The sequence below is a fragment of the Prochlorococcus sp. MIT 0603 genome (genome assembly GCF_000760215.1).
In the GTDB taxonomy this organism is placed as follows: Bacteria; Cyanobacteriota; Cyanobacteriia; order PCC-6307; family Cyanobiaceae; genus Prochlorococcus_E.
The window spans coordinates 90,052-111,514 of sequence record NZ_JNAW01000002.1 but is presented as its reverse complement, the minus strand read 5'-3'; the positions used below and the strand labels follow the sequence as shown (position 1 = coordinate 111,514).

The window sequence follows — 21,463 nt, the reverse complement described above, 5'->3', positions numbered from 1 at the left end:
GATTATTTACAAGTGGCATCTTAAGAGGTACAAGTAAGCATCTCTAATTTTTTCTCTAAATAATTCAAAAATGCTTCACTTGAAAGAGGCTTTCCTGTTACTTTCTCAACAAGTCCTTCAGCGTTAACCTGTCTGCCATAGTGATGAACTTCTCTTCTTAACCATTCTAAAAGCTTAATTTCATTACCTTCTCGAATACATTCACCAAGAGGATCTTTGCCTTCTATTCCTTCATCATTAAGAGAAACAGACATTGCTTCAGAAAGTTGAGCGCTTATTAAGTGACCAAGCAAATAAGAAGGGAAATAGCCAAAAGAGCCTTCACTCCAATGAACATCTTGCAAACATCCCTCTGAATCATTTAAAGGAGTTATTCCAAGCAGATCTTTATATCTCTTATTCCATTCATTAGGTAAATCCCAAACATCTAGTCCTTCTTCAAGCAAAGCAATCTCAAGATCAGTCCTAATCAATATATGTATGCCATAACTAAGCTCATCGGCCTCAACACGATTTAGGCCTGGAGCAAGTGGATTCATTGCCCTCCAAAGATCAAATCCACTATTTAAAGGGGCTCCCTCAGCATGAAAATACTTCCAAAAACGTTCTGAAAATTCTCTACTTCTTGCAACTCTATTTTCCCAAAAGAGCGACTGACTTTCATGAACAGCCATAGAGGTGGCTTGGCCTAAAGGCCATGAGAACCACTGATGAGAATGAGAAGGCAAGCCTTGTTCATACAGGGAATGTCCCCATTCATGTGCAGTAGCTAAAAAACAGGAAAATGGCTGACCCGTTACTACCCGAGTTGTGAGTCTAAAGTCTTTTGGCCCAAGAGTTATAGAGAATGGATGAGGAGAACGAGCTACACGAGTTATATTTTCATCTCTTCCCCATTCATCCAGCAAGCGTTCACAGAGCTTATGTTGGGATTTTTCTTCTAAGTCCCAATTCAAAGAATTTGGCTGAGAAGAGTTTTTAACTTCAGCTATTAAATCAGGCAAGCGATGCCTAAGTGGTTCAAATAATTCATTTAATCGGTTGATTGTTAAATCAGGCTCATAAGGTTGAGCAAGTGTTTCCCAACAACTACGAGGCTCATCCAATTGGCTAGATTGTTCTTTTCTGAGATGTATTAACTTCTTCAATGCAGGAGCAAACCTTGCGTAATCATTGCTAGATCTTGCTTCTTGCCAAAGTGAGTACCCCTCTGTTTGAGCAGCAGCTAAATGAACAACCAATTCGGAATCAAGCTTCTTTTGTCGTGTTAACTCCAAATCCAATAAATCTAAATTTCTTTTTTTCTCGAAAGAATCCTTTCCCTCCAAATGAGTTGATTCTCTTAGTTCATCTTTCGCGCCCTCTATTAAGTCTTCAAACTCATTACTACTTTGTCGAGCATGTAAAAACTTAGCAATCAAACCTAATTGTTCTCCTCGCCATGAAGCTCCTCGCTTGGGCATAGAAGCATTTTGATCCCAATAAAGACAGCTATGAATAGATCCAAGCAATTGTGTCTCGCGAAGATATTTACCCAATTGGAGCCAAGCTGAATTAGCCAATGATTTATGTAATTATTTAGCTAAGCCTAATGTGATATCGAAGAAAAAAGTTCAACTGTTAGTATTCATAAGTTCTAAAAAGCATTGTTTTTTCACGATGCAATACATAGTAACTAAACAGTTGTCAACCTTTTAAATTGCCTGCCATTAAATAATCACTTCCTTTTTATAAGGTTCAAGGGGAACTATCTATCAGAACAGATCTTTATAAAACAAATTAGACTTACAACAATCGAATTATCAAAATATTCTTTTTTTTTACTTACTATAGAAGGACATTGATCTTTTCTAACAGTAATCAAAGAGTTTTTCCCTTAAATTGAATGCCTTAGCTAATATAGATTATGAACAAAGGTATTTCAATAGAATAAGTGGAGCAATTTCTTACTGAACTTACCATTCGAACCGAAGGCGAAGGCTTTATCAATATCACAGATCGAATTAATCACTGGATAAAAGAAAATGAAATTCAAACAGGCTTATTAGTAATAACTTCCAAACATACAAGCTGCAGTCTAATAATAAATGAGAACGCAGACCCAAGAGTTCTACAAGATCTATCTTCTTATTTTAAAGCAATTGTTCCAGAGATAGGTTTTAAATCTATTTCAGGAGAAGGAGAGATGAAAAGATATCTTCACAAAGAAGAAGGCATAGATGATATGCCTGCTCATATTAGAACAATCCTTACTTCGACAAGCTTGACACTTAGCATCATTAATTCAAGGCTGGATCTTGGTACATGGCAAGCAGTTTATCTCTGGGAACATCGATACTCAGATAACAATAGAAAAGTTAATCTTCATGCCATAGCAGAAAAAATAAAAGTAGAGCCATTAAGAAATATTGAGAATATTAATTCCATTTTAGCAAAAACAAATGCATCAAAATTAAATAGAATTGTGATGCATAAGCAAGAGAATATAAGTCAAAAAGACGATGGAGATCAAGGGACTGAGATGGATTTAATAATTGATAGAATACATGAAATAACTGGCGAAAATAATTGAAATATTGTAAGTTAAGAGGATGAAGGGAAAACTTTTATCTAGAAGAGAGATCAAAGAATTATCTCAACTAATACCAGAATGGGAAGTGTCTGGTGACAAGCTGGTAAGAAAATTAAAATTTAAGAACTTCGTTGAGGCGTTCGACTTCATGAGTCAAGTTGCAATCGTTGCTGAAGCCATGGCTCACCATCCTGAATGGAGCAATGTTTATTCTGATTTAACTATAATGCTAACTACACACGATTTAGGTGGAATAAGTACGCTTGATTTAAAACTTGCAGAAGCAATTAATGACCTTAAAGAAAATTAGAGTATTACTTTCTAAACACACTAAAATCACGCAATCCTAAATGAATAGCTCAAAAGGAGAGAATAGCTTGATCAAGCAAAGTCCTTTCAAACCAGTTGCAAGCCTAACTAGTTTGTTCAGTTCAGGAGAAGGATTTGGTTGACCCAATCTTGCCAAAGATGAAATGGAAGACTGATAGATGGTTGCTAAATAGCAGTTCTATTTTCCTTTGTCTATTCCTTCTGTGGCCAATAATCAGTCTTCTACTAGAAGGAATAGTTGGATTCAAAACAGGCGCTGTAAGCCTTGGCTCAGATGGTTTTACACAAATAAAAGGAACGTTGATATTAGTTATTTTTAGTACCTTAACTGGTGGAACCCTTGGGACATTAAATGGTTGGCTTCTAGCCAATTGTAGATTTGCGGGTAGAAAGTACTTAAGGTTGGCGCAACTTCTACCTCTAGCAACTCCGGCATATCTTTTATCAGCAATATTGATAGATCTAGGAAGTATTTATGGGATAAGAGTTCATGGAATGAGTTGGGGAGTAGCAATAATGTCATTAACTTCATACCCTTATGTATTTCTTCTAAGCTCAGAAAGTTTTGCAAAATGTGGGAAACGCCAACTTGAGGCCTGTCGAAGCCTAGGCATAGGGCCTTGGAATAGCTTTAGAAGAATAGCTTTACCAATGGCCGCCCCTGCTATAGGGGCAGGAATAGCTCTCATGGGGATGGAAGTCATCAATGAGCTTGGGGCAGTCCAACTACTTAACATTCCAAGCATATCTGCCGGCATAGTTGAAAATTGGATAATCCAAGGAAATCCATCAGGCGCAATAGCACTTGCATTTATTGCTTTACTAATTGTTTTTATTCTCATTGCGTACGAAAAAAGTTTAAGAAGACGCAGCAAAAGATGGAGTGAAGGCATCACTGGCATGGAATCCCCTAAATGGGAGCTCACAGGGGTCAGAGCAATACTTGCTCAAATAGTTACAATTTTCCCACCTTTATTCACACTAGGAATACCTTTTTATTGGGCAATTATCAATGCAGATCAAATCAAACAAGGTTTAGATATAGAACTTTTAGCCCTTACACTAAGAAGCCTAATGCTAGGAATAATTGCATCCGCTTTAACAATATTTGTATCCCTCTTCATAAGCATTTGTAAAAGGTGGAGTGGAAGCAAATTGATAGGAATAATGATATTTCTATCAGGGATTGGTTATGCAATACCAGGCGCTGTAATAGCATTGGCCCTGCTATCTTTTTCTGGATCTGCTTGGAGCATTCCAGCCTTAATACTCTTGCTATGGGGATATTCAGTTAGATTCCTTGCTGTATCTAAAGGAGGATTAGATGCAGCATTTGAAAGAATTAATCCAAATATTGATGAAGCCGCAATGACACTTGGTGAAAGGTGGCAGGGGATTTTTAAGAAGATACATTTACCCCTCCTTAGAGGGCCATTAATAGTAGGTTCACTGTTAATCTTTGTAGATACTCTTAAGGAGCTTCCTCTTACATTTATATTAAGACCTTTTGATTTTGATACTCTTTCAGTAAGAATCTTCCAATATGCTGGTGATGAAAGAATGGCAGAATCTATTATACCTGGGGTAATAGTTCTTACGTTAGGATTGGTTGCATCAGTTGCCTTAATGCCAAGCCTTGATTCTAAAAATAAAACATTTTAGACCAATGAAAAGTGTATTTTTATATTAATTTAGTCTTAAATTGAAAAGGTAAGTGAACAAATATATCGGCCAAGCTTACAATTAATCTATAAGATAGTAATGCTAATAAAATATAATCTTCAGGAACTTCGCCTCTAGTGATTAATAATAGAAATGATTCAAAGACACCTATTCCACCTGGTGCAGAAGGCACAACCAAGCCTATAGACCAAGAAAGAGAGAATAATGATATCCATTCAAAGACTCCAAAGATATTTTCTATAGAGAATGCTTTAAGGCAAAACCAAAAACCAGCAAAACGAAAAAGTATAAATAACAACTCAACTAATACTGCATGTATAGGGTATGGGGAAATTGGATTCCAAGACCTTATGGATTCTCTAGTGAATGAAAGTTTTTCACCAAGTTTCTTAAATTCTAATAACTTCACTGCTCCTAACTGCATAATAAGATAAGCTCGCCAACGCCTTGCTAGGAAAAATAATGGGATAAAGAATAAAAGAAAAGGGGTCCTACTAAGATTGCAAATAGCTGTTAAAGATAATGCTGCAGATAACATTAAGAATGGTTCTAACAAAACAAAAGAAAATGCCTGGCTAGAAGGAATAGATGATTTCAAAGACCTAAATCTTTCTACAAAATGCCATATTCCACCGGGGAGATATTTAAGCAAGTTTGTTCTCAAATATAAGTCAATTAATTCATCATCTCTTTTCTTATATCCCAACCAATTAATCAATAATTTCCATGCACAAGCATTAACAAATAAGCTTATGATACTTATTAAAAAAGCAATTATGAGAATAATTATCATTTCTCGATTCAATGAATTCTTTCTGAGCTCATCAAAATTAGTAAAAGCTATAAATCCCACAAATCCAATACTTAGAAATGCTAAGGATTGCTTTAAAGAAGCTATTAAAAATTTTAGTTTAAGAAATATATTGAATTTCATTGATACTTTTTAAAATAAAAATTGATCAGTTCCATTCTTCGATTGGTGAAAAAGTATCTGTATTTAAAATAATTTCTTTACGAGCATCTTCCAAAGAGATTTCTTCTTTAAGACTTATTCTCAATAATTCATCATGCTCAATCTTTATCGAGAACTGTCCATATGGTCGTTGAACTTGTTTGACTCTTACATCACCAAAACGAGTAGAACAAATTCCATCCCTGCGTAATAGGACCCATCGCCCTTCTATTCTTTCCCTAAAACCAATCGTTGTACCAAACTTAAACCAAATCAAACGCAAGTTAGCTGCATCTTCCTTCTTTGATATAGCAGTTATAGCTAAACCCATTCTTCCTTTCTTCATTTGAATAGAATGTGAACTCACTTCAAGTGCACCTGAATTCCTTAATTCATCAATAAGAGTAGAGGTGTCTTCTGCAGAAGAATCGTCTATCCATGACTCTTGCAGAATTACCTCTTCATATCTTGCACAATTTAGGCTATTAGAAACTAATTCAGAATCATAGTTTTCTAATAAATAAACTCTTAAAAAATTTGGTCGATCAATTTCCCTATGTCCTAATCCGATGCCAACTGAATTAATATTAAAATAATTTGGCTGTTTGAAAAAATCTGACAAAGCAATTATCAATGCAAATCCTGTAGGAGTTGTAACCTCTCCAGATGAAAAATCGCTTGTTTTAAGTTTCAAGTTATATTTTTTTGCAAGTTCTAAAACAGCAGGAACAGGTACAGGCAATATCCCATGGGACGTTTCAACAAAGCCTGAGCCAGCAGGAGGGAAATTACAGAAGATAGATTTGAGTTTTAAATACTCGACTAAAGAGCAAACACCTATAATATCTACCAAAGAATCAATTGAACCAAGTTCATGAAAATGAACTTTATCAATATCGACTCCATGAACAATGGATTCTGCTTCTGCAAGCATCTCAAAAACCTTTATGATTTTTTTCTTCAAAGATTTATTTAATTTCGATTTATCTATTAGAGTTCTAATTTCAATCCAAGTTCTATGTTTTCCGGATTTATCATTATCTTCTACAAAAAGTTTTAAACCTCTTAGTTGAAAACTACTAGATTCTTCAACCCGTAAAGAATACAAATCATCAAGTCCTAGTAATTCAAGTGGCTTATGAATTACCTCAAGTGGAACGCCTAAATCCAGTAAACTTGAAAGCAGCATATCGCCTGAAACACCATTAGAACAATCAATAAAAAGATCCTTCATTAAATCATATGGGATATTAAATTTGTAAGTATAGTTTTAGCACTATAAACTTGAAATATATAAATATAAACAATAGATGTCATTCTGAATCTACTTTCCTTTCCTTTTATACTGTATTGGAGCAATGATTTCTGCATCCTCTATACATAGCATTTGACCAGATCTTCTTACATCTAAGCTTACGAAATTCCTCAAATACTCGATAGATACTTCGCCCTTTAAGCTTAATTTAAATGGCGAAGATTTCTTGCCTTTCTTTTTTCGTTTCTGTCTGATTTTTAAGACAATCTCTTTAGCTTCAGGCTTTGTGAAAATCAATTCACCACGAATAGAAAAGTAATCGTCCCCTTCCTTAACTTCATCAACAGTTTTGTTCTTATTAGAGTCTTCTTTTAAATTATTTTTAGCAGATCTATCCAAAGTGCTTGGCTCCCAAATACCACTTATTTGTAAATGTAAATGTTCAGAATCACGGCACCTAGGATAAACAACCCATAAGTGAGGATCCTCAGCTGATAATCGTTTTTTTATTAAGCCAAGAGCTCTCCCAAGGACTACAGACTCTATTTTCTCTCCATTTCCATCAACTATTACCCCCCTAGAGAAATGCTCAGGATCTTCAGGGACATATACTCCCCTTACTAAGCCTATTGCTCTGTATTGCAATAATTCAGTAACTGGCTGAATGGGATGGTCTCGCATTAGTTGTAAAACCTAACCTTGGAGAATTCAAAATCTAGCTTCTTTTTTTAAATGCTCAATTATTTCCAGCATTAAAAGAAGAATCTAACTGATCTTCATTCTCAAATGCTTTTAAAGCCTCGTCAATTGCATCTGTAGGAGAAGTCCTATCTGTCATTGATTCTATGCTTTTCAATACATTCATTAATTCCATTGGATTTGTAGGGAAATAAGCATCAGTTGAGTCATCAAAAGAAGAATGTATATCTTTTTCTTGATCTAGTGTATTTAGACCTGCCAAAAGTCCAATATCCTTTTTTAAAATAGGGATTTGAAACAGAAGAAGAAAAAAAGCTGGGGTTACAAACATTATGCAAAAGATATATTTTAGATAGAAAAATGCTTGAGCCTTCATCTAAACTACAAAATAAAGCTTTTAGATTCTAAACCAACTCCAACCTAAAAAGTCGAACTGTGTTAATTGCTACTTGGAACGTCAACTCAATCAGAACTAGGATTAGTCAAGTTGAAGATTTTCTCGAAGAGATTCAACCTGATTTATTGTGCTTACAAGAAACCAAAGTAGAAGATAATTTATTCCCCAGGGAAACTCTTCAAGACAAAGGTTACCAGGTGAGTACATTCGGTCAAAAAGGTTACAACGGTGTCGCATTAATAAGCAAGCTAAATCTTGAGGATGTGAAATCAGGCCTTAATGGAGAACTAAATGAAGATCCAAATGCTCTTTATTTTGATCAACAAAAGAGGGTCATAAGTGCATTAGTTGATAATATAAGAGTCATAAACGTATATGTTCCAAATGGATCTTCATTAGATTCAGATAAGTATGAATATAAAATACAGTGGCTTAATTGTTTAACTGATTACTTAAATAACCAGGCAAGAAGGAATGAGCCAGTTTGTCTCTTGGGAGATTTTAATATTGCACTTGATTCAAAAGATATACACAATCCAAATCGTTTTAATAACGGGATTATGGCCAGCTCAAAAGAGAGAGAATCTCTTGAAAAGCTCTTAGGCAATCGGTTAGAAGACGTTTTTAGGCTTTTTGAACAAAGCAGTGGGCACTGGAGCTGGTGGGACTATAGAAGTGGAGCTTGGCAAAAAGACCAAGGTTGGAGAATTGATCATATTTATCTAACTGAAGATTTGATTAGAAATTCCAAAAGCTGCTTAATTCATAAAAAAGTTCGAGGCAATCCTCAACCCAGCGATCATGCTCCTGTTTTAGTCGATATAAATTGGCCGCCTTCTGAAGATATCGATCTATTCCCTTTTTAGTTAGGCAGTTAACTGAAAGAGCTTAATTCAAGTAAAGAATTTGAGTATTAAAAAAAAACGTGCTTAAATTCGTTATTCCAATCAATTATTTAGATCTATTGTCAAATCATCACAGAATAATATCATGAGTTTTCAAAGCGTTCTATAGCCCAGAGAAATCCCTCAAAACCCATTGACTCCAAGTCATTTGAAGATAAATATATGATGAGAGTAATGTCAGGGAAAACACTTTCTATTCACTTGAGGTAAAGAAAATAAAAGAAGTTTTAGACTTTTTCGACACTTTTAGGCCATTATGGCGAACTGTGTTATCAGTCAATTGATCAGCTGTCGTGACAAACGCCTTCAACACAACTAATTCCCAAAATGTTTTTGCAGCTGCGCAAAATCTTATGCCTGGTGGCGTGAGCTCTCCTGTTCGAGCGTTCAAGTCTGTCAATGGCGACCCCATTGTTTTTGACCGTGTTAAAGGAGCTTACGCATGGGATATAGACGGGAATCGCTTTATTGATTATGTAGGCAGTTGGGGACCAGCAATATGTGGTCACTCTCATCCTGAAGTAACTGCGGCTCTTCAAGAAGCTTTAGAAAAAGGCACGAGTTTTGGAGCACCTTGCGAGCTTGAAAACAAACTTGCAGAGATGGTAATAGACGCTGTACCAAGCGTAGAGATGGTCCGTTTCGTTAACAGCGGCACAGAAGCTTGCATGGCCGTCCTTCGCTTAATGAGGGCTTATACAGGGCGAGACAAGCTCATCAAGTTTGAAGGCTGTTATCACGGCCATGCGGACATGTTCCTTGTACAAGCAGGTTCAGGTGTGGCAACTCTTGGCTTACCAGACTCACCTGGAGTGCCTAGAAGCACTACCTCAAATACCCTTACAGCTCCATACAACGATTTAGAAGCAGTAAAAGAGCTTTTTGCTGAAAACCCTGATGCAATATCTGGGGTAATCCTTGAACCAGTTGTAGGGAATGCTGGCTTCATTACTCCTGAACCTGGATTCTTGGAAGGGCTTAGAGAATTAACTAAAGAGAATGGGGCTTTACTTGTTTTTGATGAAGTTATGACTGGCTTCAGGATTAGTTATGGAGGAGCTCAAGCTCGTTTTGGAGTAACACCTGACCTAACAACAATGGGCAAAGTAATAGGCGGTGGACTTCCAGTTGGAGCATACGGTGGAAGAAAAGAGATTATGGAAATGGTTGCACCATCTGGGCCTGTTTATCAAGCCGGTACATTAAGTGGCAACCCTCTTGCAATGACAGCAGGCATAAAAACTCTAGAGATTCTTAAACAGGAGGGATCCTATGAGCGACTAGAAACTATTACCAAAAGGCTTATCAGTGGGATATGCGAATCAGCTAAGCAAGCTGGCTTATCAATAACTGGTTCAAGTATTAGTGGCATGTTTGGTTTTTACCTTTGCCAAGGACCAGTAAGAAACTTTCAAGAAGCAAAACAAGCAAATTCCGATTATTTCGGCAGGCTTCACAGATCAATGCTTCAAAAAGGTATTTACCTTGCTCCAAGTGCCTTTGAGGCAGGGTTTACATCTCTAGCTCACTCAGAGGAAGATATAGATGCAACTTTAAAAGCATTTAATGAAAGTTTTAACGAGCTAAATTAAAGATAAAAAGTAATATTTAATCACTCTAAAAGATAACCTTTAGAGTAATTAAATATTTTACTAAGAATAGTAGATGAAAGGCTTGATATATTTATTAATTTCTTCGCCCACCAACGATTACTGGAGTACTTGAACCACTTGATCCAGGCAATGCAGGCACAACCTGAGTTTGACCATCCCACTTATCTAAAAACAACTTAAATAGAACCTGATCATCAAGACTCCTATTAAGAGTGTCATATCTCTTTGCTTCCTGCTCAGCAATCTTAACTTCAGTTTGAGCCTTTAATAACTGCTGTTCGGCAATCTGCTTTTGCTCAATGGCGGCTCGATACTCCTCAGCAATCTCTAAACCTGTTAAGTCAAGTCCTTGAATATCAACATAATCAAATTGACTAATTTCCTCTGCAACAGTTTTTTCAACTATTGTAGAAATATCACTCCAAGAGCTAGCTATTGTGACTAATTCATATTTAGAAAAAACAGACTTTAGCGCCTTAAGCAAAGAAGGTTTAATTATTCGATTATAAATTTCTCTATCGTTATAAGAAATAGTTCTAAAGACTCGTCCAGCTTCACTTGGCTTAAGTGCATATTTAACTGTTGCAGTTGCTGCAATTACCTGCAGATCTTTAGTTAAAGATTCAAACTCCTCTGGCCTAACTTGCGTCTGCACATTAAAAGGATATGTCGATTGTATAAAAGGCACTTTAAAATTTAGTCCAGGACGCCTTGCTCCTCCGCTTACTTTCCCTAAGGTTGTAACTACAGCGACCTGGCCAGCCGGGACTATAAATAAAGCTTGAGTAAGCAGTAATATCCCTGTAAAAGAAACTATAAGCGCCATAGTTGCAGCGCCTCCGCCAGAACCTCCAGGGGTAACATTTCGAATAGGTGTAGTCATTAGATTCCTTTAACTTTTAAAGCATATCTTTATATTGATAAGTTTGTGATTATTTGAATTGATTTGATTATGTAATCAAAATAAAATCAATGTCCTAATCTGCTTCGAACCTTTTTCAGAAGCAAAAGATAAAGCTTTTCATCAATTTCTCTGATGTCATATTCAACAGGCATAAACCCATGAACATGCTCATGAACAACCATCCAACATACTTTATCAATATCATCATTAGATTTATCTAAGATTTCAATAATTTTCGAAGCAAGTTTATTAGCTATATCTTCATTAATAGAGATCATTTAGCCTAATGAATAAATTATGGCTAAATGATAAATTAATATCAGCTAAAGAATACATAGAGATTAAACAATTTACCTATAGTTTTCAAACTGTAATGGAATTTCAAGCTCATCCTCTTTTTTCTTAAGTATTGCAATTGCCAACTGTAATTCATCTTTACTCTTTCCGGTAATTCTTATACTGTTGCCTTGTATTGAAGCACTAACTTTTTTAAGCTCATCACGAATAGCTTTACTCAAATTCTTTGCCAGATCTTGACTAAGACCTTTCCGTAAGATAATTCTCTGCTTAACCCTATTACCCGAAGATTTTTCAGGTTCATGAAAATCAAAAATCTTTAACGAGAGTTTTCTTTTAGTAGCCTTTTGTAAAAGGATATCCCCCACAGCCTTTAATGTCATATCACTAGAGGTCACAATAATAATCTCCTCATCCTCAAGACTGATTTCCGTACTTGAATCTTTTAGGTCATATCTTTGAGAAATTTCTCTTTGAATTTGATCAATTGCATTAACCAGCTCTTGACGATCAAAATCAGAGACAACGTCAAACGAATAAGATGCTGGCATAAAAAGAGAAAGTAATTATTTTTTTAAGTATAAAAGAATTACACAACTTTCAATCAAAAATTCTGATAAAAAGAATAGTTTCTCTCATATCATTATCTTTTTAGTAAAAGGATCTAATCAAAGAACAATAAACTAACCACTTTGCCCATATCTTCAGCACTATGGCAGCTGCTTAATAAAGTTTCACTATCATGAAAAGCAAAACAAATAAGTTGATCAGAACGATTTATTATTTCTTGGTTGCATAGGCTACTGGCCATTGGCAATGACAAGTCATCATTATCAGGCTTCTCTATTAGATGTAAAACCTTTTCAAGTAAGTTGCAGATTTCAGGAGGCTGACGATTTAGACTTTGTGGCAACAAAACAGTTATCAACGAGGGGTCTACTTCCAAAACAGCTCTAATCACAGCAGCATTTACACCTTGTGAACCGGATGTAACCAAAGAATGACCTTCTTGAGCCAATGACCTCGCAATCAATTCCACCAAATGGATTGTCACCACAGGCACATGCCTGCTGCCCAAGAAGGCTATTCTCCTTTTACCATTATCTTGTAACAAGGCTAATTCTTTAGCCAAAGTATCTATACGACCTATTTGAGGTAGATCTAGAGATTGACTACGTCTCAAAGAGATTCTCTCATGATTAATTTGAAATTAGCAATGATCAGCGGATTTGGAAGGAATGCTAAAAAACCCAAATAATCTTTCCAAGTCACAATGCTCATCAACCAGACGAAATGCATAAGAAGCTTTGACAGATTCATGCAAGCGAACATGTCCAAAAGCATGCTCAATTACTTCAACTGTTGAGAGAGTATCTGTATCAACCTTTAATAAAGGGACCTCCAGCTCTTCAGCTCTATTAATTAGTTGGGGCAATGGCTCGCCAGCTCCTGTAAGGATAAGGCACTGGGTCGAAGCTTCTAAAGCTGCTAGTTGAATATCAGTTCTATCAGCACCTGTTACAACAGCCATATTCCTCCTTTTACGGAAAAATTCCATTGCAGAGTTTACACTCATTGCTCCAATACTTAAAGTTTCAACCATTAACTCAAGCCTCTCTGAGCAACAAATAACTCGTGCATCAAGACGTCTTACTAATTCTTCCACGGTGACACTTCGAAGGAGAGGCGATCTTGGCATGACGCCAAAAACATCCACTCCAAGTTTTCGCAACGCTGGGACAACGTTATGTTCAAGATCTTTCACTTCATCTGGTGTAACAGCATTTAACACAACTCCCAAAAGAGTTTCTCCAAGTTCTTTCTTAGCTGCCAATAAAGAATCAACACTTCGAGAATCTTTCCATAAATGAACCAACAAAACCTTTGCATCAAAATCTTTAGCAAGTTGAGCAAGGCTTAATCCATAAAGCAATCCTTCATTAATAGTGCCAGCTGCTTCAAGAATATTTAATCCTTTAAAAGAGTCGTTAAGTTTGTTTTTCAGAAGAGTGAATCCATCTAGAGGATCAAGACAAGATTCTGCAAGACGTTTTTCTGCACTTATTGGGGCTATAAAATCAACAGAAGGAATCAAATTATCTTCGCTTAAGCCAATAATTGAGCCAATAAAACGCACATCATCGTCTATGAATGGAGGAGATAAATTGTTTTCACTATCAAACTCAAGGCTAGTAGCCAAAGGCTTCCCAAAGCGTACTGGGATATTGCAAGACTTTAAATGCCTAGCAATTCCCAATGTCAAAGCTGACTTACCACTGAATGGCTCGCAAGACCCAATCATTAAGGTCTTAGCCATGAGCTGACTCCTTTTATCAGACCTGGCTAATCTTAATCTTATATTGAGACTTATGAATAGTATTTGGCAAAATAATTTGAGATTAAATGAATTAAATTACCTAATGTTGATTTCCCATAGGTTCAATCACATCAAAATATAAAATTTTTCCAATGGATTATCTGTAATTAGACCAAAATGATCCAAGTAGAACCAACTAAGAGTATTTGGAAGAATCGTCGAATAGGAATCACAGGGGCTTCAGGAAGTCTGGGCATGGCCTTGTCAACAGAACTCAGATCTAAAGGATCTTTTGTAATTGGGCTTACACATGGATCAACAACTCAAACATTTGATTCTGCTAAAGGTCCAAATAAATGGATCCAATGGGAATGTGGTGAAGAGAGGAAACTAGAGGAGGTTTTCAAAGGTTTAGATGTCCTCATACTGAATCATGGAATCAACCCTGGTGGGAACCTAGATTTAGATGGACTGAATAAAGCAATAGAAGTAAATGCTTTAAGCAATTGGCGATTAATTGAATATTTTGAAAAGGCACTATCAAGTCAGACTATCGATAGCACTGCAAGAGAAATTTGGATAAACACTTCTGAAGCCGAAATCCAACCAGCCTTAAGCCCTTCCTATGAAATCAGCAAAAGATTAATTGGCCAATTAGTTAGCTTTAAGAACAATTCCCTAACAAATAAACAAAAAAAAAGATTAATAATTAGAAAAATAATATTAGGCCCTTTTAAATCACAATTAAATCCTATTGGGATAATGAATGCAAATACGGTTGCTGGTCAAATCATACAAAAGGCAACATCAATTTCAAATAGGTTAATTATCATTAGTCCTAACCCTTTGACTTATTTAATAATGCCAATGGTTGAACTTTTAAGAAGTTTATACTTTCAACTGTTTAAAGAAAAAGAATAAGATCAATGAAGAATTAATTTTCTTTAATTTCAACCTCGGTCAGTCAATATTTCGCAACCATCATTAGTTACTAAAATAGTATGTTCCCATTGAGCGGACAAACTGCCATCTACAGTTACAACAGTCCATCTATCACGAAGCGTTCTACAACGCTTACTCCCAGAGTTAAGTATTGGCTCTACAGCTAACGTCATCCCTGATCTCAAAGTAACATTTGGCAAATCATTCGTACGGAAATTAAACACTGAAGGTTCTTCATGAAGATTTTTACCTACACCATGTCCTGTGTAATCTTCGACAACACTAAATCCATTCTTTTTTACATTATCTTCTATTGCTGCAGCGATATCTAACAAGGTATTTTTAGCTTTTATTTGCGATAAGCCCAACATAAGTGATTCTTGTGCAACTCGACTTAATTTCTTTGCCTCATCAGAAACATCACCAACACAAATAGTTATGCAGCTATCACCATGATAACCCTCATAAAAAGCACCAGTATCAACCTTCAATAAATCGCCTGATTTAATAACTCTTCTGGAATTAGGGATGCCATGTACAACCTCATTATTAATACTGGCACAGATGCTTGCAGGGAAGCCATGATACCCCTTAAAACTTGGAATTGCTCCCATATCTTTTATTCTCAGCTCAGCAAATTTATCAAGATCCCCTGTGGTCATACCTGGTTGAACCATTTCATTTATTTCACGAAGCACTGTCGCAACAATCTGACTGGACTTACGCATGATTTGAATTTCTCTAGAAGATTTAATTTCAACACCTCTTCTTTGTTGGATGCGAGGACCATCATTTTTGGAAGGTTGTGAAGATGATGCAAGCAAATCGGCGAAAAGTTTGTTCATGCCGAGAAAAAATAAAAACAGATCTAATGAGCTAGAAGCTCCTCATTAGAATTTGCTTATAACTGTAAGGCCAAACTATCAATATTGAAATTTACATCAACTTACCAAGATGAGATCACCTCAAAGGCTTAATCAATTTTCTCTCTATTGGCAATGGATAATCACTTTATTTTTATTGTGAGGTCAATAAAAATTACTGCTTGTTAACAAGAGAAAGACAAAGCTGACTTCAACAAAAATCAGAGTTTCATAATTTTTAGAAAGGCAAAATGGCTTTAAACCTTCCATTCCTGACTTACATACAAAGTGATTCGAATCTCGCCTCTCCTAATCAAACTTGAAAAGGCTTTTAAAAAGCCCTTTCCTAAAACAAAAAGCAAAAATCATCTAAAAATGATTTATGAACAGTTACAATAAACCTTCGACAAGTAAATCTAATTTGGGATGACAGAAGACTTAAAGAATAATCCTCCTGGAGAAGGAGAAAACAACAAAATGAGTAATGATGCCTCCACTGCCATTGCAGAAAAAGTCAATGACAAAAAGTCATCTGGGTCTAATAAAAAGCAAATATTGACCCCTCAAGGACTCATTGATATGTTTGAGAAATCTCAACAAAAAAAGAAGGTTCCTGAAGTCTATGTGGGGGACACAGTACGTGTTGGAGTTCGCATAAGTGAAGGGAACAAAGAAAGGGTTCAACCTTATGAGGGTGTGGTTATTTCTAAACGCCACGGGGGTGTAAATCAAACTATTACTGTTCGTCGCATTTTCCAAGGAGTAGGTGTTGAAAGAGTCTTTATGGTTCATAGCCCCCAAGTTGCTTCTATAAAAGTTGAGCGTCGAGGTAAAGTAAGAAGAGCGAAGCTCTTTTATCTGCGAGATCGAGTTGGTAAAGCGACTCGAGTAAAGCAGCGCTTCGATCGCTGAGGTTTCGACCTCGTTCAATCCAAATACCAATATCACAAATTGGTACTAGGGCATCTATAATGCGCCGTTAGTTCAGTTGGTAGAACGCAGGTCTCCAAAACCTGATGTCGGGGGTTCAAGTCCTCCACGGCGCGTTCTACAACCCTTTCAGCAGTTTCTTCCTTTTACGAATGGAGTTAGATCTTCAACCTGGCGATGTAGTAAAAGTCCTTGAGTCTGCCGCTCTTGGCTGGGTTAGGGCACGTGTAATACGAGTCAAATCTGGTGGTCGAGTTGTAGTCCAAAGTGATCAAGGCCGAGAATTCACAGCTAGAGGGAATCAAGTACGTCTCATTGAGCCTGCTGGGTTCCGTCCATAATTTCAAAGAATTCATTCTCTTTATAAAAAATTAAATTTTTAAAAGAGAATAAGAACCTTTGATCTTGTTTTTTCTTTAAAGGTTGGCGCCAGTAAAGTGATAGGTTGATAGTTCTCTTGCCAGACATAAGGCATTGACCATCCAGGAAGCTTTAAAGGAAGTCTTCTAAATCCTGGGACCGTAGTTCAACTGGTTAGAGCACCGCCCTGTCACGGCGGAAGTTGCGGGTTCGAATCCCGTCGGTCCCGTATCCAAACCAATTAAAACACTTGAAAGTTAGAGTAAGGCTAGCCCCAAGTCCCACAGGTTTTTTTCATATAGGCACAGCACGCACCGCTTTATTTAATTGGTTATATGCACGTAAAAACAATGGCTCGTTTTTAATACGAATAGAAGATACAGACAAAGAAAGGTCCAAAGATAAATTTACTTCGAATATCTTTGAAGGACTTAAATGGCTTGGATTGAAATGGGATGAGGAACCTATTTTTCAAAGCAATCGAATTGATGACCATCGCAAAGCAATCATTTCGTTACTTGATAAAGGAATGGCATATAGGTGTTACACCACTGAAAAAGAACTTCAAGAAATGCGAGATGCTCAAAAAGAAGCTGGGCAGGCTCCTAAGTATGACAACCGTCATAGAGATCTCACTCCCTCTCAAGAATCACAATTCATTCAAGAAGGTAGAAGTTCAGTAATACGTTTCCGTATTGAGAATGAAGAATCAGTTTATTGGAATGACATGGTTAGAGGATTAATGCAGTGGAGCTGCAAAGACCTTGGGGGAGATATGGTTATTTCGCGTAGAGCGCCTGCCAATGAAATTGGGGATCCTCTGTATAACTTAGTTGTTGTAATAGACGATGCTGAGATGTCTATTACACATGTAATCCGTGGTGAAGACCACCTTGCCAATACAGCCAAGCAAATACTCCTTTATAAAGCACTAGAGCTAAAACAACCAACTTTTGGACACACTCCATTAATCCTTAATCCCAACGGTCGCAAGTTATCAAAGCGTGATGGAGTCACCTCTATTAGTGATTTCAGGGAAATGGGTTACACCTCAAAGGCTATGACAAATTACATGACACTTCTTGGGTGGTCTCCGCCTGAAGGGATGGGAGAAAGATTCAATTTAAAAGAATCATCTCAAGCATTTGATTTTGATCGAGTAAACAAAGCAGGTGCAAAATTTGACTGGGAAAAACTAAATTGGCTAAATGCTCAAGAAATTCATAGTTGGTCTCCTGAAAAACTATTGGAGTGCTTAAGTCCTTTATGGATTGAAGAAGGATGGGAGTTGCTAACAAAAGACTGGGGACTAAAACTCACTCAACTTATTGGCCCATCAATGACAGTTATAAAAGATGGCATCGAACATAGCCGCGTTTTCTTTGAGGAACCTTGCCTAAAAGATGATGGAATAAAACAATTAGAGATTGAAGACGCAAAAAAAATCCTACTCAAAATATCTGAAAAGTTAGATAAAACGCCCTGGGATGGTATCGATCATGCAATCGCAAAATCAATCATATCTGAATGTTCAAAATCCTTAGGGGTCAAAAAAGGATTAATAATGAAAACGCTTCGAGCAGCTTTACTTGGGAGCATTCAAGGTCCTGACTTGATTGCATCTTGGAGCCTACTTGCAATGAAAGCTGAAGATATCAGCAGGATCAAAAAACATCTATAAGTAATGATCCTTCAACTTGTCTGATCTTCCGCAAGTAACCCTAATTTCTTTGCCAAGGGTTTTGCTGTTAATCCTTGGATCCCTACAGTCATTAGAATCGTTAAGAAGACCAATCCTTGGAGTCGTCCAGCACCAAGGACTCCGGCTTGTTCTAAACGAATAGAGAAAAGAGAAGCAACAGCTGCAGTAACAATGCCTCTAGGGGCTAACCATCCAAGGAATAAACGTTGCCTTATATCCAATGGGAGTCCAATAGTGGCAAGGCTTACAGCCAATGGTCTAACTACAACCATTAGAACAAAAACACAACTAATTCCACCCCAACCCAGTGGACTTAATTCACTCCAAGAAACATCTGCAGCAAGTAGTGGGAAAAGCATTGTTATTGCAAGCTGAGCCAACTCTCTTATTAATTCATCTAATTTATCAACCTCAATAGAAGGACTTCGCCCAACAATAAAGCCTGCAGCAACTGAAGCAGGCAAACCTGATTCAGGCAAAATCCATTCACAAATGCCATACAGCAAAAACAATACTCCCAACGTTATTTGCAATCTAATTCCCACAGCAGATTCTGTTTTTATTCTTCTTAGCGCTTCAGAAAGAATCCATCCAGCAAATAAACCAATAAGAACCCCCCCACCTAATCGCGCTAATAGGCTAAAAAACAATTCCTTCCATCCATGAAGATCACCAACTAATAATTCAAGAAGAAGCAGGGCTAAAACTGCCCCTATTGGCTCAAGAACTAATCCTTCTGCTTCAAGAACATCTCCCAAAGGTGAAGCCAATCGAATCTGTTGAATTAATGGTGTTACAACAGTAGGGCCAGTCGCCAAAACTATCGCACTATATACAGCAGCTACATTCCAAGCCAGTCCAGCAAGCAAATGAGCTGCAATCCAAATAGCTGCTAAAGAAACAAAAAGTCGTATTAACGAAATTCTAATAACAGTTGTTTTTATCGTGTCTCCAGGAAGACGAAGATTTAATCCACCATCAAATAAGACAAGGCTTACAAGTAATCCCACGATAATTTCCAGCCCCTGTCCTAAATCAAGAGGCTCAACAAGTCCCAAGCCAGAACGACCTATTAACAGCCCAGAAAGGAGTAATAGGACGACACCAGGGAAGCCAGTAAGGGCAGACAAAAGTCTTGCCCCGGCTCCGGCAAAAACTGTCACCCCCCAAAGCAGTCCTAGCCGCTCAGGAGTCATAGGGAAGCATATGATGGCTGAACAGTATCAACTTCTTCAATACATAAACTTGAGCCACTAAAGTCATGTAAATGAAAAATCTGGTAAAAATTTAAATTGAGTATTTTCCAAAAAATCTCAAATGGAATTCGTAGATTAAATAAAATCACTGAATACATGCAAAGAAAATTACTGGAATAATTAGGCTCAAAATCCAAAAGGCAAAGATGATTCCATTAAAACTAACTTACAAAGATAAATCTACTATTTCCCTCCAAATAAATTATTGATCAAAATCAAAGAAAACAACCCTATAATCAATCCAATAGAAGCCATTCGACCATTCCATATTTCCGCTTGAGGAGTAAAACCTCTTTTCCAAGAATTAAGTTCGGTTTTACTAACGGGTGAAGCAGCCTTTTCTTTATCTTTTTCAGAAGAATTCATAACTTAATGCCAATGGGAAGGAAAAGTTATAAATGATGATTCAGAATGGATGATTGTTTTCATACAAAAGATCAGATTGATCCATCCGACACCTTGCTGAAACACCAAGGCCTATGGAACTAGGACTTGTACCTGATAATAACCGTAATAAAGCTGCCGTGCCGATCATTGCGGCATTATCAGTACAAAAGGATTTTGGAGCCATATAAACATTTATAGATTTTTTTCGGGCTTCTGCAAACATCATCTTTCTTAATCGATTATTAGCAGCTACTCCTCCAACCATTACCAAAGACGAAATGCCATTATCAAGAGCATATTTCAAGCTTCTTTCAACCAAAACTTCTGCAACTACATTCTCAAAACTAGCGGCGAGATCAGCTACAGGTATATCTTTTTCTAAGGATTTAATAGCTTCCACCTTTCGCAAGACAGCTGTTTTGAGACCGCTAAATGAAAAATCATATGGATAAAAACCCCCATCAGGTTTTGACACCCTGCATTTTGGCAACGAAAAGCTGTAGGGGTCGCCATTCTTCCCAACCTTCTCGATAGCAGGCCCTCCAGGGTATGAAAGTCCTAATAATCTAGCGACCTTATCAAAGGCTTCTCCTGCTGCATCATCGTGACTCATTCCAACTCTGGAGTATATAAAATTTTTATCAACTTGGATTAACTCTGTGTGACCTCCACTTACCAAGAGGACCAAATAGGGAGGGATTGGAGGTGTTTCCGAAAGAAGCGCTGATGCAAGATGCCCTTCTAAATGATGAATACCTAAAAAAGGAAGCCCATGAAGGCAAGCTAATGTCCTTGCTGTTACAGATCCAACGAGCAAAGCTCCTGTCAATCCTGGTGTAACTGTTGCGGCAATAGCATCTAATTTTGAAATACTTATTTCAGATCTATCCAATGCCTTTTCTATCAAAAAGGGCATATTTTCAAGATGTCTTCTTGATGCTATTTCCGGCACAACCCCTCCCCACTGAGCATGCTCATTAGCTTGGGAAGCAATAAAGTTTGCCAAAACACGAAACCTATCGGTCTGAAATTGAACGACAGCTGCCGCAGTCTCGTCACAACTTGTTTCGAGGGCGAGTACAGTATGCATCATTTAGGC

23 protein-coding genes and 2 tRNA genes are annotated in these 21,463 nt (G+C 37.1%); 11 read left to right on the top strand and 14 right to left on the bottom strand.

Annotated features, from left to right (window positions below; translation table 11 throughout):
- Positions 1-20: 20 nt before the first annotated feature.
- On the bottom strand, positions 21-1,562 hold the full coding sequence (locus EV07_RS02335) for a carboxypeptidase M32 (RefSeq protein WP_036917021.1): 1,542 nt from the start codon (positions 1,560-1,562) through the stop codon (positions 21-23).
- A gap of 371 nt (positions 1,563-1,933) precedes the next feature.
- On the opposite strand from EV07_RS02335, the gene EV07_RS02330 reads away from it, so the two are divergent.
- From EV07_RS02330 to EV07_RS02320, 3 genes are all read left to right on the top strand, one after another.
- The gene (locus EV07_RS02330) at positions 1,934-2,572 is read left to right on the top strand and encodes a secondary thiamine-phosphate synthase enzyme YjbQ (RefSeq protein ID WP_036917020.1); all 639 of its coding nucleotides are present in this window, start codon (positions 1,934-1,936) and stop codon (positions 2,570-2,572) included.
- 19 nt (positions 2,573-2,591) lie between these two features.
- The gene (locus tag EV07_RS02325) at positions 2,592-2,882 is read left to right on the top strand and encodes a 4a-hydroxytetrahydrobiopterin dehydratase (protein WP_036917019.1); all 291 of its coding nucleotides are present in this window, start codon (positions 2,592-2,594) and stop codon (positions 2,880-2,882) included.
- 158 nt (positions 2,883-3,040) lie between these two features.
- The gene (locus EV07_RS02320) at positions 3,041-4,564 is read left to right on the top strand and encodes an ABC transporter permease (protein ID WP_052043826.1); all 1,524 of its coding nucleotides are present in this window, start codon (positions 3,041-3,043) and stop codon (positions 4,562-4,564) included.
- Positions 4,565-4,583: 19 nt separating this feature from the next.
- Here EV07_RS02320 and EV07_RS02315 read toward each other — a convergent pair whose 3' ends face one another.
- From EV07_RS02315 to EV07_RS02300, 4 genes are all read right to left on the bottom strand, one after another.
- Positions 4,584-5,519, bottom strand: a complete 936-nt coding sequence (locus EV07_RS02315) for a lysylphosphatidylglycerol synthase domain-containing protein (RefSeq protein WP_052043777.1) — start codon at positions 5,517-5,519, stop codon at positions 4,584-4,586.
- A gap of 25 nt (positions 5,520-5,544) precedes the next feature.
- Positions 5,545-6,771: a nickel pincer cofactor biosynthesis protein LarC gene (gene larC / locus EV07_RS02310; protein ID WP_036917017.1), complete on the bottom strand. Its 1,227-nt coding sequence runs from the start codon at positions 6,769-6,771 to the stop codon at positions 5,545-5,547.
- Positions 6,772-6,861: 90 nt separating this feature from the next.
- The gene (locus EV07_RS02305) at positions 6,862-7,473 is read right to left on the bottom strand and encodes a hypothetical protein (RefSeq protein ID WP_036917016.1); all 612 of its coding nucleotides are present in this window, start codon (positions 7,471-7,473) and stop codon (positions 6,862-6,864) included.
- Positions 7,474-7,528: 55 nt separating this feature from the next.
- On the bottom strand, positions 7,529-7,822 hold the full coding sequence (locus tag EV07_RS02300) for a hypothetical protein (RefSeq protein WP_036917015.1): 294 nt from the start codon (positions 7,820-7,822) through the stop codon (positions 7,529-7,531).
- A gap of 104 nt (positions 7,823-7,926) precedes the next feature.
- Between EV07_RS02300 and xth the strand changes: the two genes are divergently transcribed.
- Entirely contained in the window at positions 7,927-8,754 is an 828-nt protein-coding gene (gene xth / locus EV07_RS02295) for an exodeoxyribonuclease III (RefSeq protein ID WP_036917014.1), read from the top strand.
- Positions 8,755-9,086: 332 nt separating this feature from the next.
- Entirely contained in the window at positions 9,087-10,385 is a 1,299-nt protein-coding gene (gene hemL, locus EV07_RS02290; RefSeq protein ID WP_036917013.1) for a glutamate-1-semialdehyde 2,1-aminomutase, read from the top strand.
- Between the two features lie 94 nt (positions 10,386-10,479).
- Here hemL and EV07_RS02285 read toward each other — a convergent pair whose 3' ends face one another.
- The 5 genes from EV07_RS02285 to EV07_RS02265 all read right to left on the bottom strand — a co-directional run bounded on the left by EV07_RS02285 (position 10,480) and on the right by EV07_RS02265 (position 13,924).
- Positions 10,480-11,289 carry a prohibitin family protein gene (locus tag EV07_RS02285; RefSeq protein ID WP_036917011.1) on the bottom strand — a complete coding sequence of 270 codons (810 nt, stop codon included), beginning with the start codon at positions 11,287-11,289 and terminating at the stop codon, positions 10,480-10,482.
- 86 nt (positions 11,290-11,375) lie between these two features.
- Entirely contained in the window at positions 11,376-11,588 is a 213-nt protein-coding gene (locus tag EV07_RS02280; protein WP_036917008.1) for a hypothetical protein, read from the bottom strand.
- Positions 11,589-11,660: 72 nt separating this feature from the next.
- Entirely contained in the window at positions 11,661-12,158 is a 498-nt protein-coding gene (locus EV07_RS02275) for a YajQ family cyclic di-GMP-binding protein (RefSeq protein WP_036917006.1), read from the bottom strand.
- A gap of 113 nt (positions 12,159-12,271) precedes the next feature.
- Positions 12,272-12,790, bottom strand: a complete 519-nt coding sequence (locus EV07_RS02270) for a DNA recombination-mediator protein A (protein ID WP_036917005.1) — start codon at positions 12,788-12,790, stop codon at positions 12,272-12,274.
- Between the two features lie 27 nt (positions 12,791-12,817).
- Positions 12,818-13,924: a phosphotransacetylase family protein gene (locus EV07_RS02265; RefSeq protein WP_036917004.1), complete on the bottom strand. Its 1,107-nt coding sequence runs from the start codon at positions 13,922-13,924 to the stop codon at positions 12,818-12,820.
- Between the two features lie 177 nt (positions 13,925-14,101).
- Between EV07_RS02265 and EV07_RS02260 the strand changes: the two genes are divergently transcribed.
- On the top strand, positions 14,102-14,845 hold the full coding sequence (locus tag EV07_RS02260) for an SDR family oxidoreductase (RefSeq protein ID WP_036917003.1): 744 nt from the start codon (positions 14,102-14,104) through the stop codon (positions 14,843-14,845).
- Between the two features lie 29 nt (positions 14,846-14,874).
- On the opposite strand, the gene map is transcribed toward EV07_RS02260, so the two are convergent.
- On the bottom strand, positions 14,875-15,711 hold the full coding sequence (gene map, locus EV07_RS02255; RefSeq protein WP_036917002.1) for a type I methionyl aminopeptidase: 837 nt from the start codon (positions 15,709-15,711) through the stop codon (positions 14,875-14,877).
- Positions 15,712-16,206: 495 nt separating this feature from the next.
- Here map and rplS point away from each other — a divergent pair, with 495 nt between their 5' ends.
- The 5 genes from rplS (at position 16,207) to gltX (ending at position 18,700) form a co-directional block, all read left to right on the top strand.
- Entirely contained in the window at positions 16,207-16,641 is a 435-nt protein-coding gene (gene rplS / locus EV07_RS02250) for a 50S ribosomal protein L19 (protein WP_342626384.1), read from the top strand.
- A 61-nt stretch (positions 16,642-16,702) separates the two neighbouring features.
- A tRNA-Trp gene (locus EV07_RS02245) sits at positions 16,703-16,775 on the top strand.
- A gap of 36 nt (positions 16,776-16,811) precedes the next feature.
- Positions 16,812-17,000: a hyperconserved protein Hcp gene (locus EV07_RS02240; protein WP_006043540.1), complete on the top strand. Its 189-nt coding sequence runs from the start codon at positions 16,812-16,814 to the stop codon at positions 16,998-17,000.
- A gap of 174 nt (positions 17,001-17,174) precedes the next feature.
- Positions 17,175-17,248, top strand: a tRNA-Asp gene (locus EV07_RS02235).
- A 21-nt stretch (positions 17,249-17,269) separates the two neighbouring features.
- Positions 17,270-18,700, top strand: a complete 1,431-nt coding sequence (gltX, locus tag EV07_RS02230; protein ID WP_036916999.1) for a glutamate--tRNA ligase — start codon at positions 17,270-17,272, stop codon at positions 18,698-18,700.
- Between the two features lie 11 nt (positions 18,701-18,711).
- Here the strand turns inward: gltX and EV07_RS02225 are convergent, their stop codons facing one another.
- The 3 genes from EV07_RS02225 to tsaD all read right to left on the bottom strand — a co-directional run bounded on the left by EV07_RS02225 (position 18,712) and on the right by tsaD (position 21,454).
- Positions 18,712-19,917: a cation:proton antiporter gene (locus EV07_RS02225; RefSeq protein ID WP_036916997.1), complete on the bottom strand. Its 1,206-nt coding sequence runs from the start codon at positions 19,915-19,917 to the stop codon at positions 18,712-18,714.
- Between the two features lie 243 nt (positions 19,918-20,160).
- Positions 20,161-20,343 (bottom strand): high light inducible protein, encoded by a 183-nt coding sequence (locus EV07_RS02220; RefSeq protein WP_036916995.1) that lies wholly within the window; start codon positions 20,341-20,343, stop codon positions 20,161-20,163.
- Between the two features lie 40 nt (positions 20,344-20,383).
- A complete protein-coding gene (gene tsaD / locus EV07_RS02215; RefSeq protein ID WP_036918127.1) occupies positions 20,384-21,454 on the bottom strand; it encodes a tRNA (adenosine(37)-N6)-threonylcarbamoyltransferase complex transferase subunit TsaD in 1,071 nt (356 codons plus the stop codon).
- Positions 21,455-21,463: the final 9 nt, after the last annotated feature.

Coding starts and splice junctions, on each gene's coding strand:
- EV07_RS02325 (WP_036917019.1), top strand. CDS start 2,592: ATGAAGGGAAAACTTTTATCTAGAAGAGAGATCAAAGAATTATCTCAA.
- EV07_RS02320 (WP_052043826.1), top strand. CDS start 3,041: ATGAAATGGAAGACTGATAGATGGTTGCTAAATAGCAGTTCTATTTTC.
- EV07_RS02315 (WP_052043777.1), bottom strand. CDS start 5,519: ATGAAATTCAATATATTTCTTAAACTAAAATTTTTAATAGCTTCTTTA.
- larC (WP_036917017.1), bottom strand. CDS start 6,771: ATGAAGGATCTTTTTATTGATTGTTCTAATGGTGTTTCAGGCGATATG.
- EV07_RS02305 (WP_036917016.1), bottom strand. CDS start 7,473: ATGCGAGACCATCCCATTCAGCCAGTTACTGAATTATTGCAATACAGA.
- EV07_RS02300 (WP_036917015.1), bottom strand. CDS start 7,822: ATGTTTGTAACCCCAGCTTTTTTTCTTCTTCTGTTTCAAATCCCTATT.
- EV07_RS02285 (WP_036917011.1), bottom strand. CDS start 11,289: ATGACTACACCTATTCGAAATGTTACCCCTGGAGGTTCTGGCGGAGGC.
- EV07_RS02280 (WP_036917008.1), bottom strand. CDS start 11,588: ATGATCTCTATTAATGAAGATATAGCTAATAAACTTGCTTCGAAAATT.
- EV07_RS02275 (WP_036917006.1), bottom strand. CDS start 12,158: ATGCCAGCATCTTATTCGTTTGACGTTGTCTCTGATTTTGATCGTCAA.
- EV07_RS02265 (WP_036917004.1), bottom strand. CDS start 13,924: ATGGCTAAGACCTTAATGATTGGGTCTTGCGAGCCATTCAGTGGTAAG.
- EV07_RS02260 (WP_036917003.1), top strand. CDS start 14,102: ATGATCCAAGTAGAACCAACTAAGAGTATTTGGAAGAATCGTCGAATA.
- map (WP_036917002.1), bottom strand. CDS start 15,711: ATGAACAAACTTTTCGCCGATTTGCTTGCATCATCTTCACAACCTTCC.
- rplS (WP_342626384.1), top strand. CDS start 16,207: ATGAGTAATGATGCCTCCACTGCCATTGCAGAAAAAGTCAATGACAAA.
- EV07_RS02240 (WP_006043540.1), top strand. CDS start 16,812: ATGGAGTTAGATCTTCAACCTGGCGATGTAGTAAAAGTCCTTGAGTCT.
- EV07_RS02225 (WP_036916997.1), bottom strand. CDS start 19,917: ATGACTCCTGAGCGGCTAGGACTGCTTTGGGGGGTGACAGTTTTTGCC.
- EV07_RS02220 (WP_036916995.1), bottom strand. CDS start 20,343: ATGAATTCTTCTGAAAAAGATAAAGAAAAGGCTGCTTCACCCGTTAGT.
- tsaD (WP_036918127.1), bottom strand. CDS start 21,454: ATGCATACTGTACTCGCCCTCGAAACAAGTTGTGACGAGACTGCGGCA.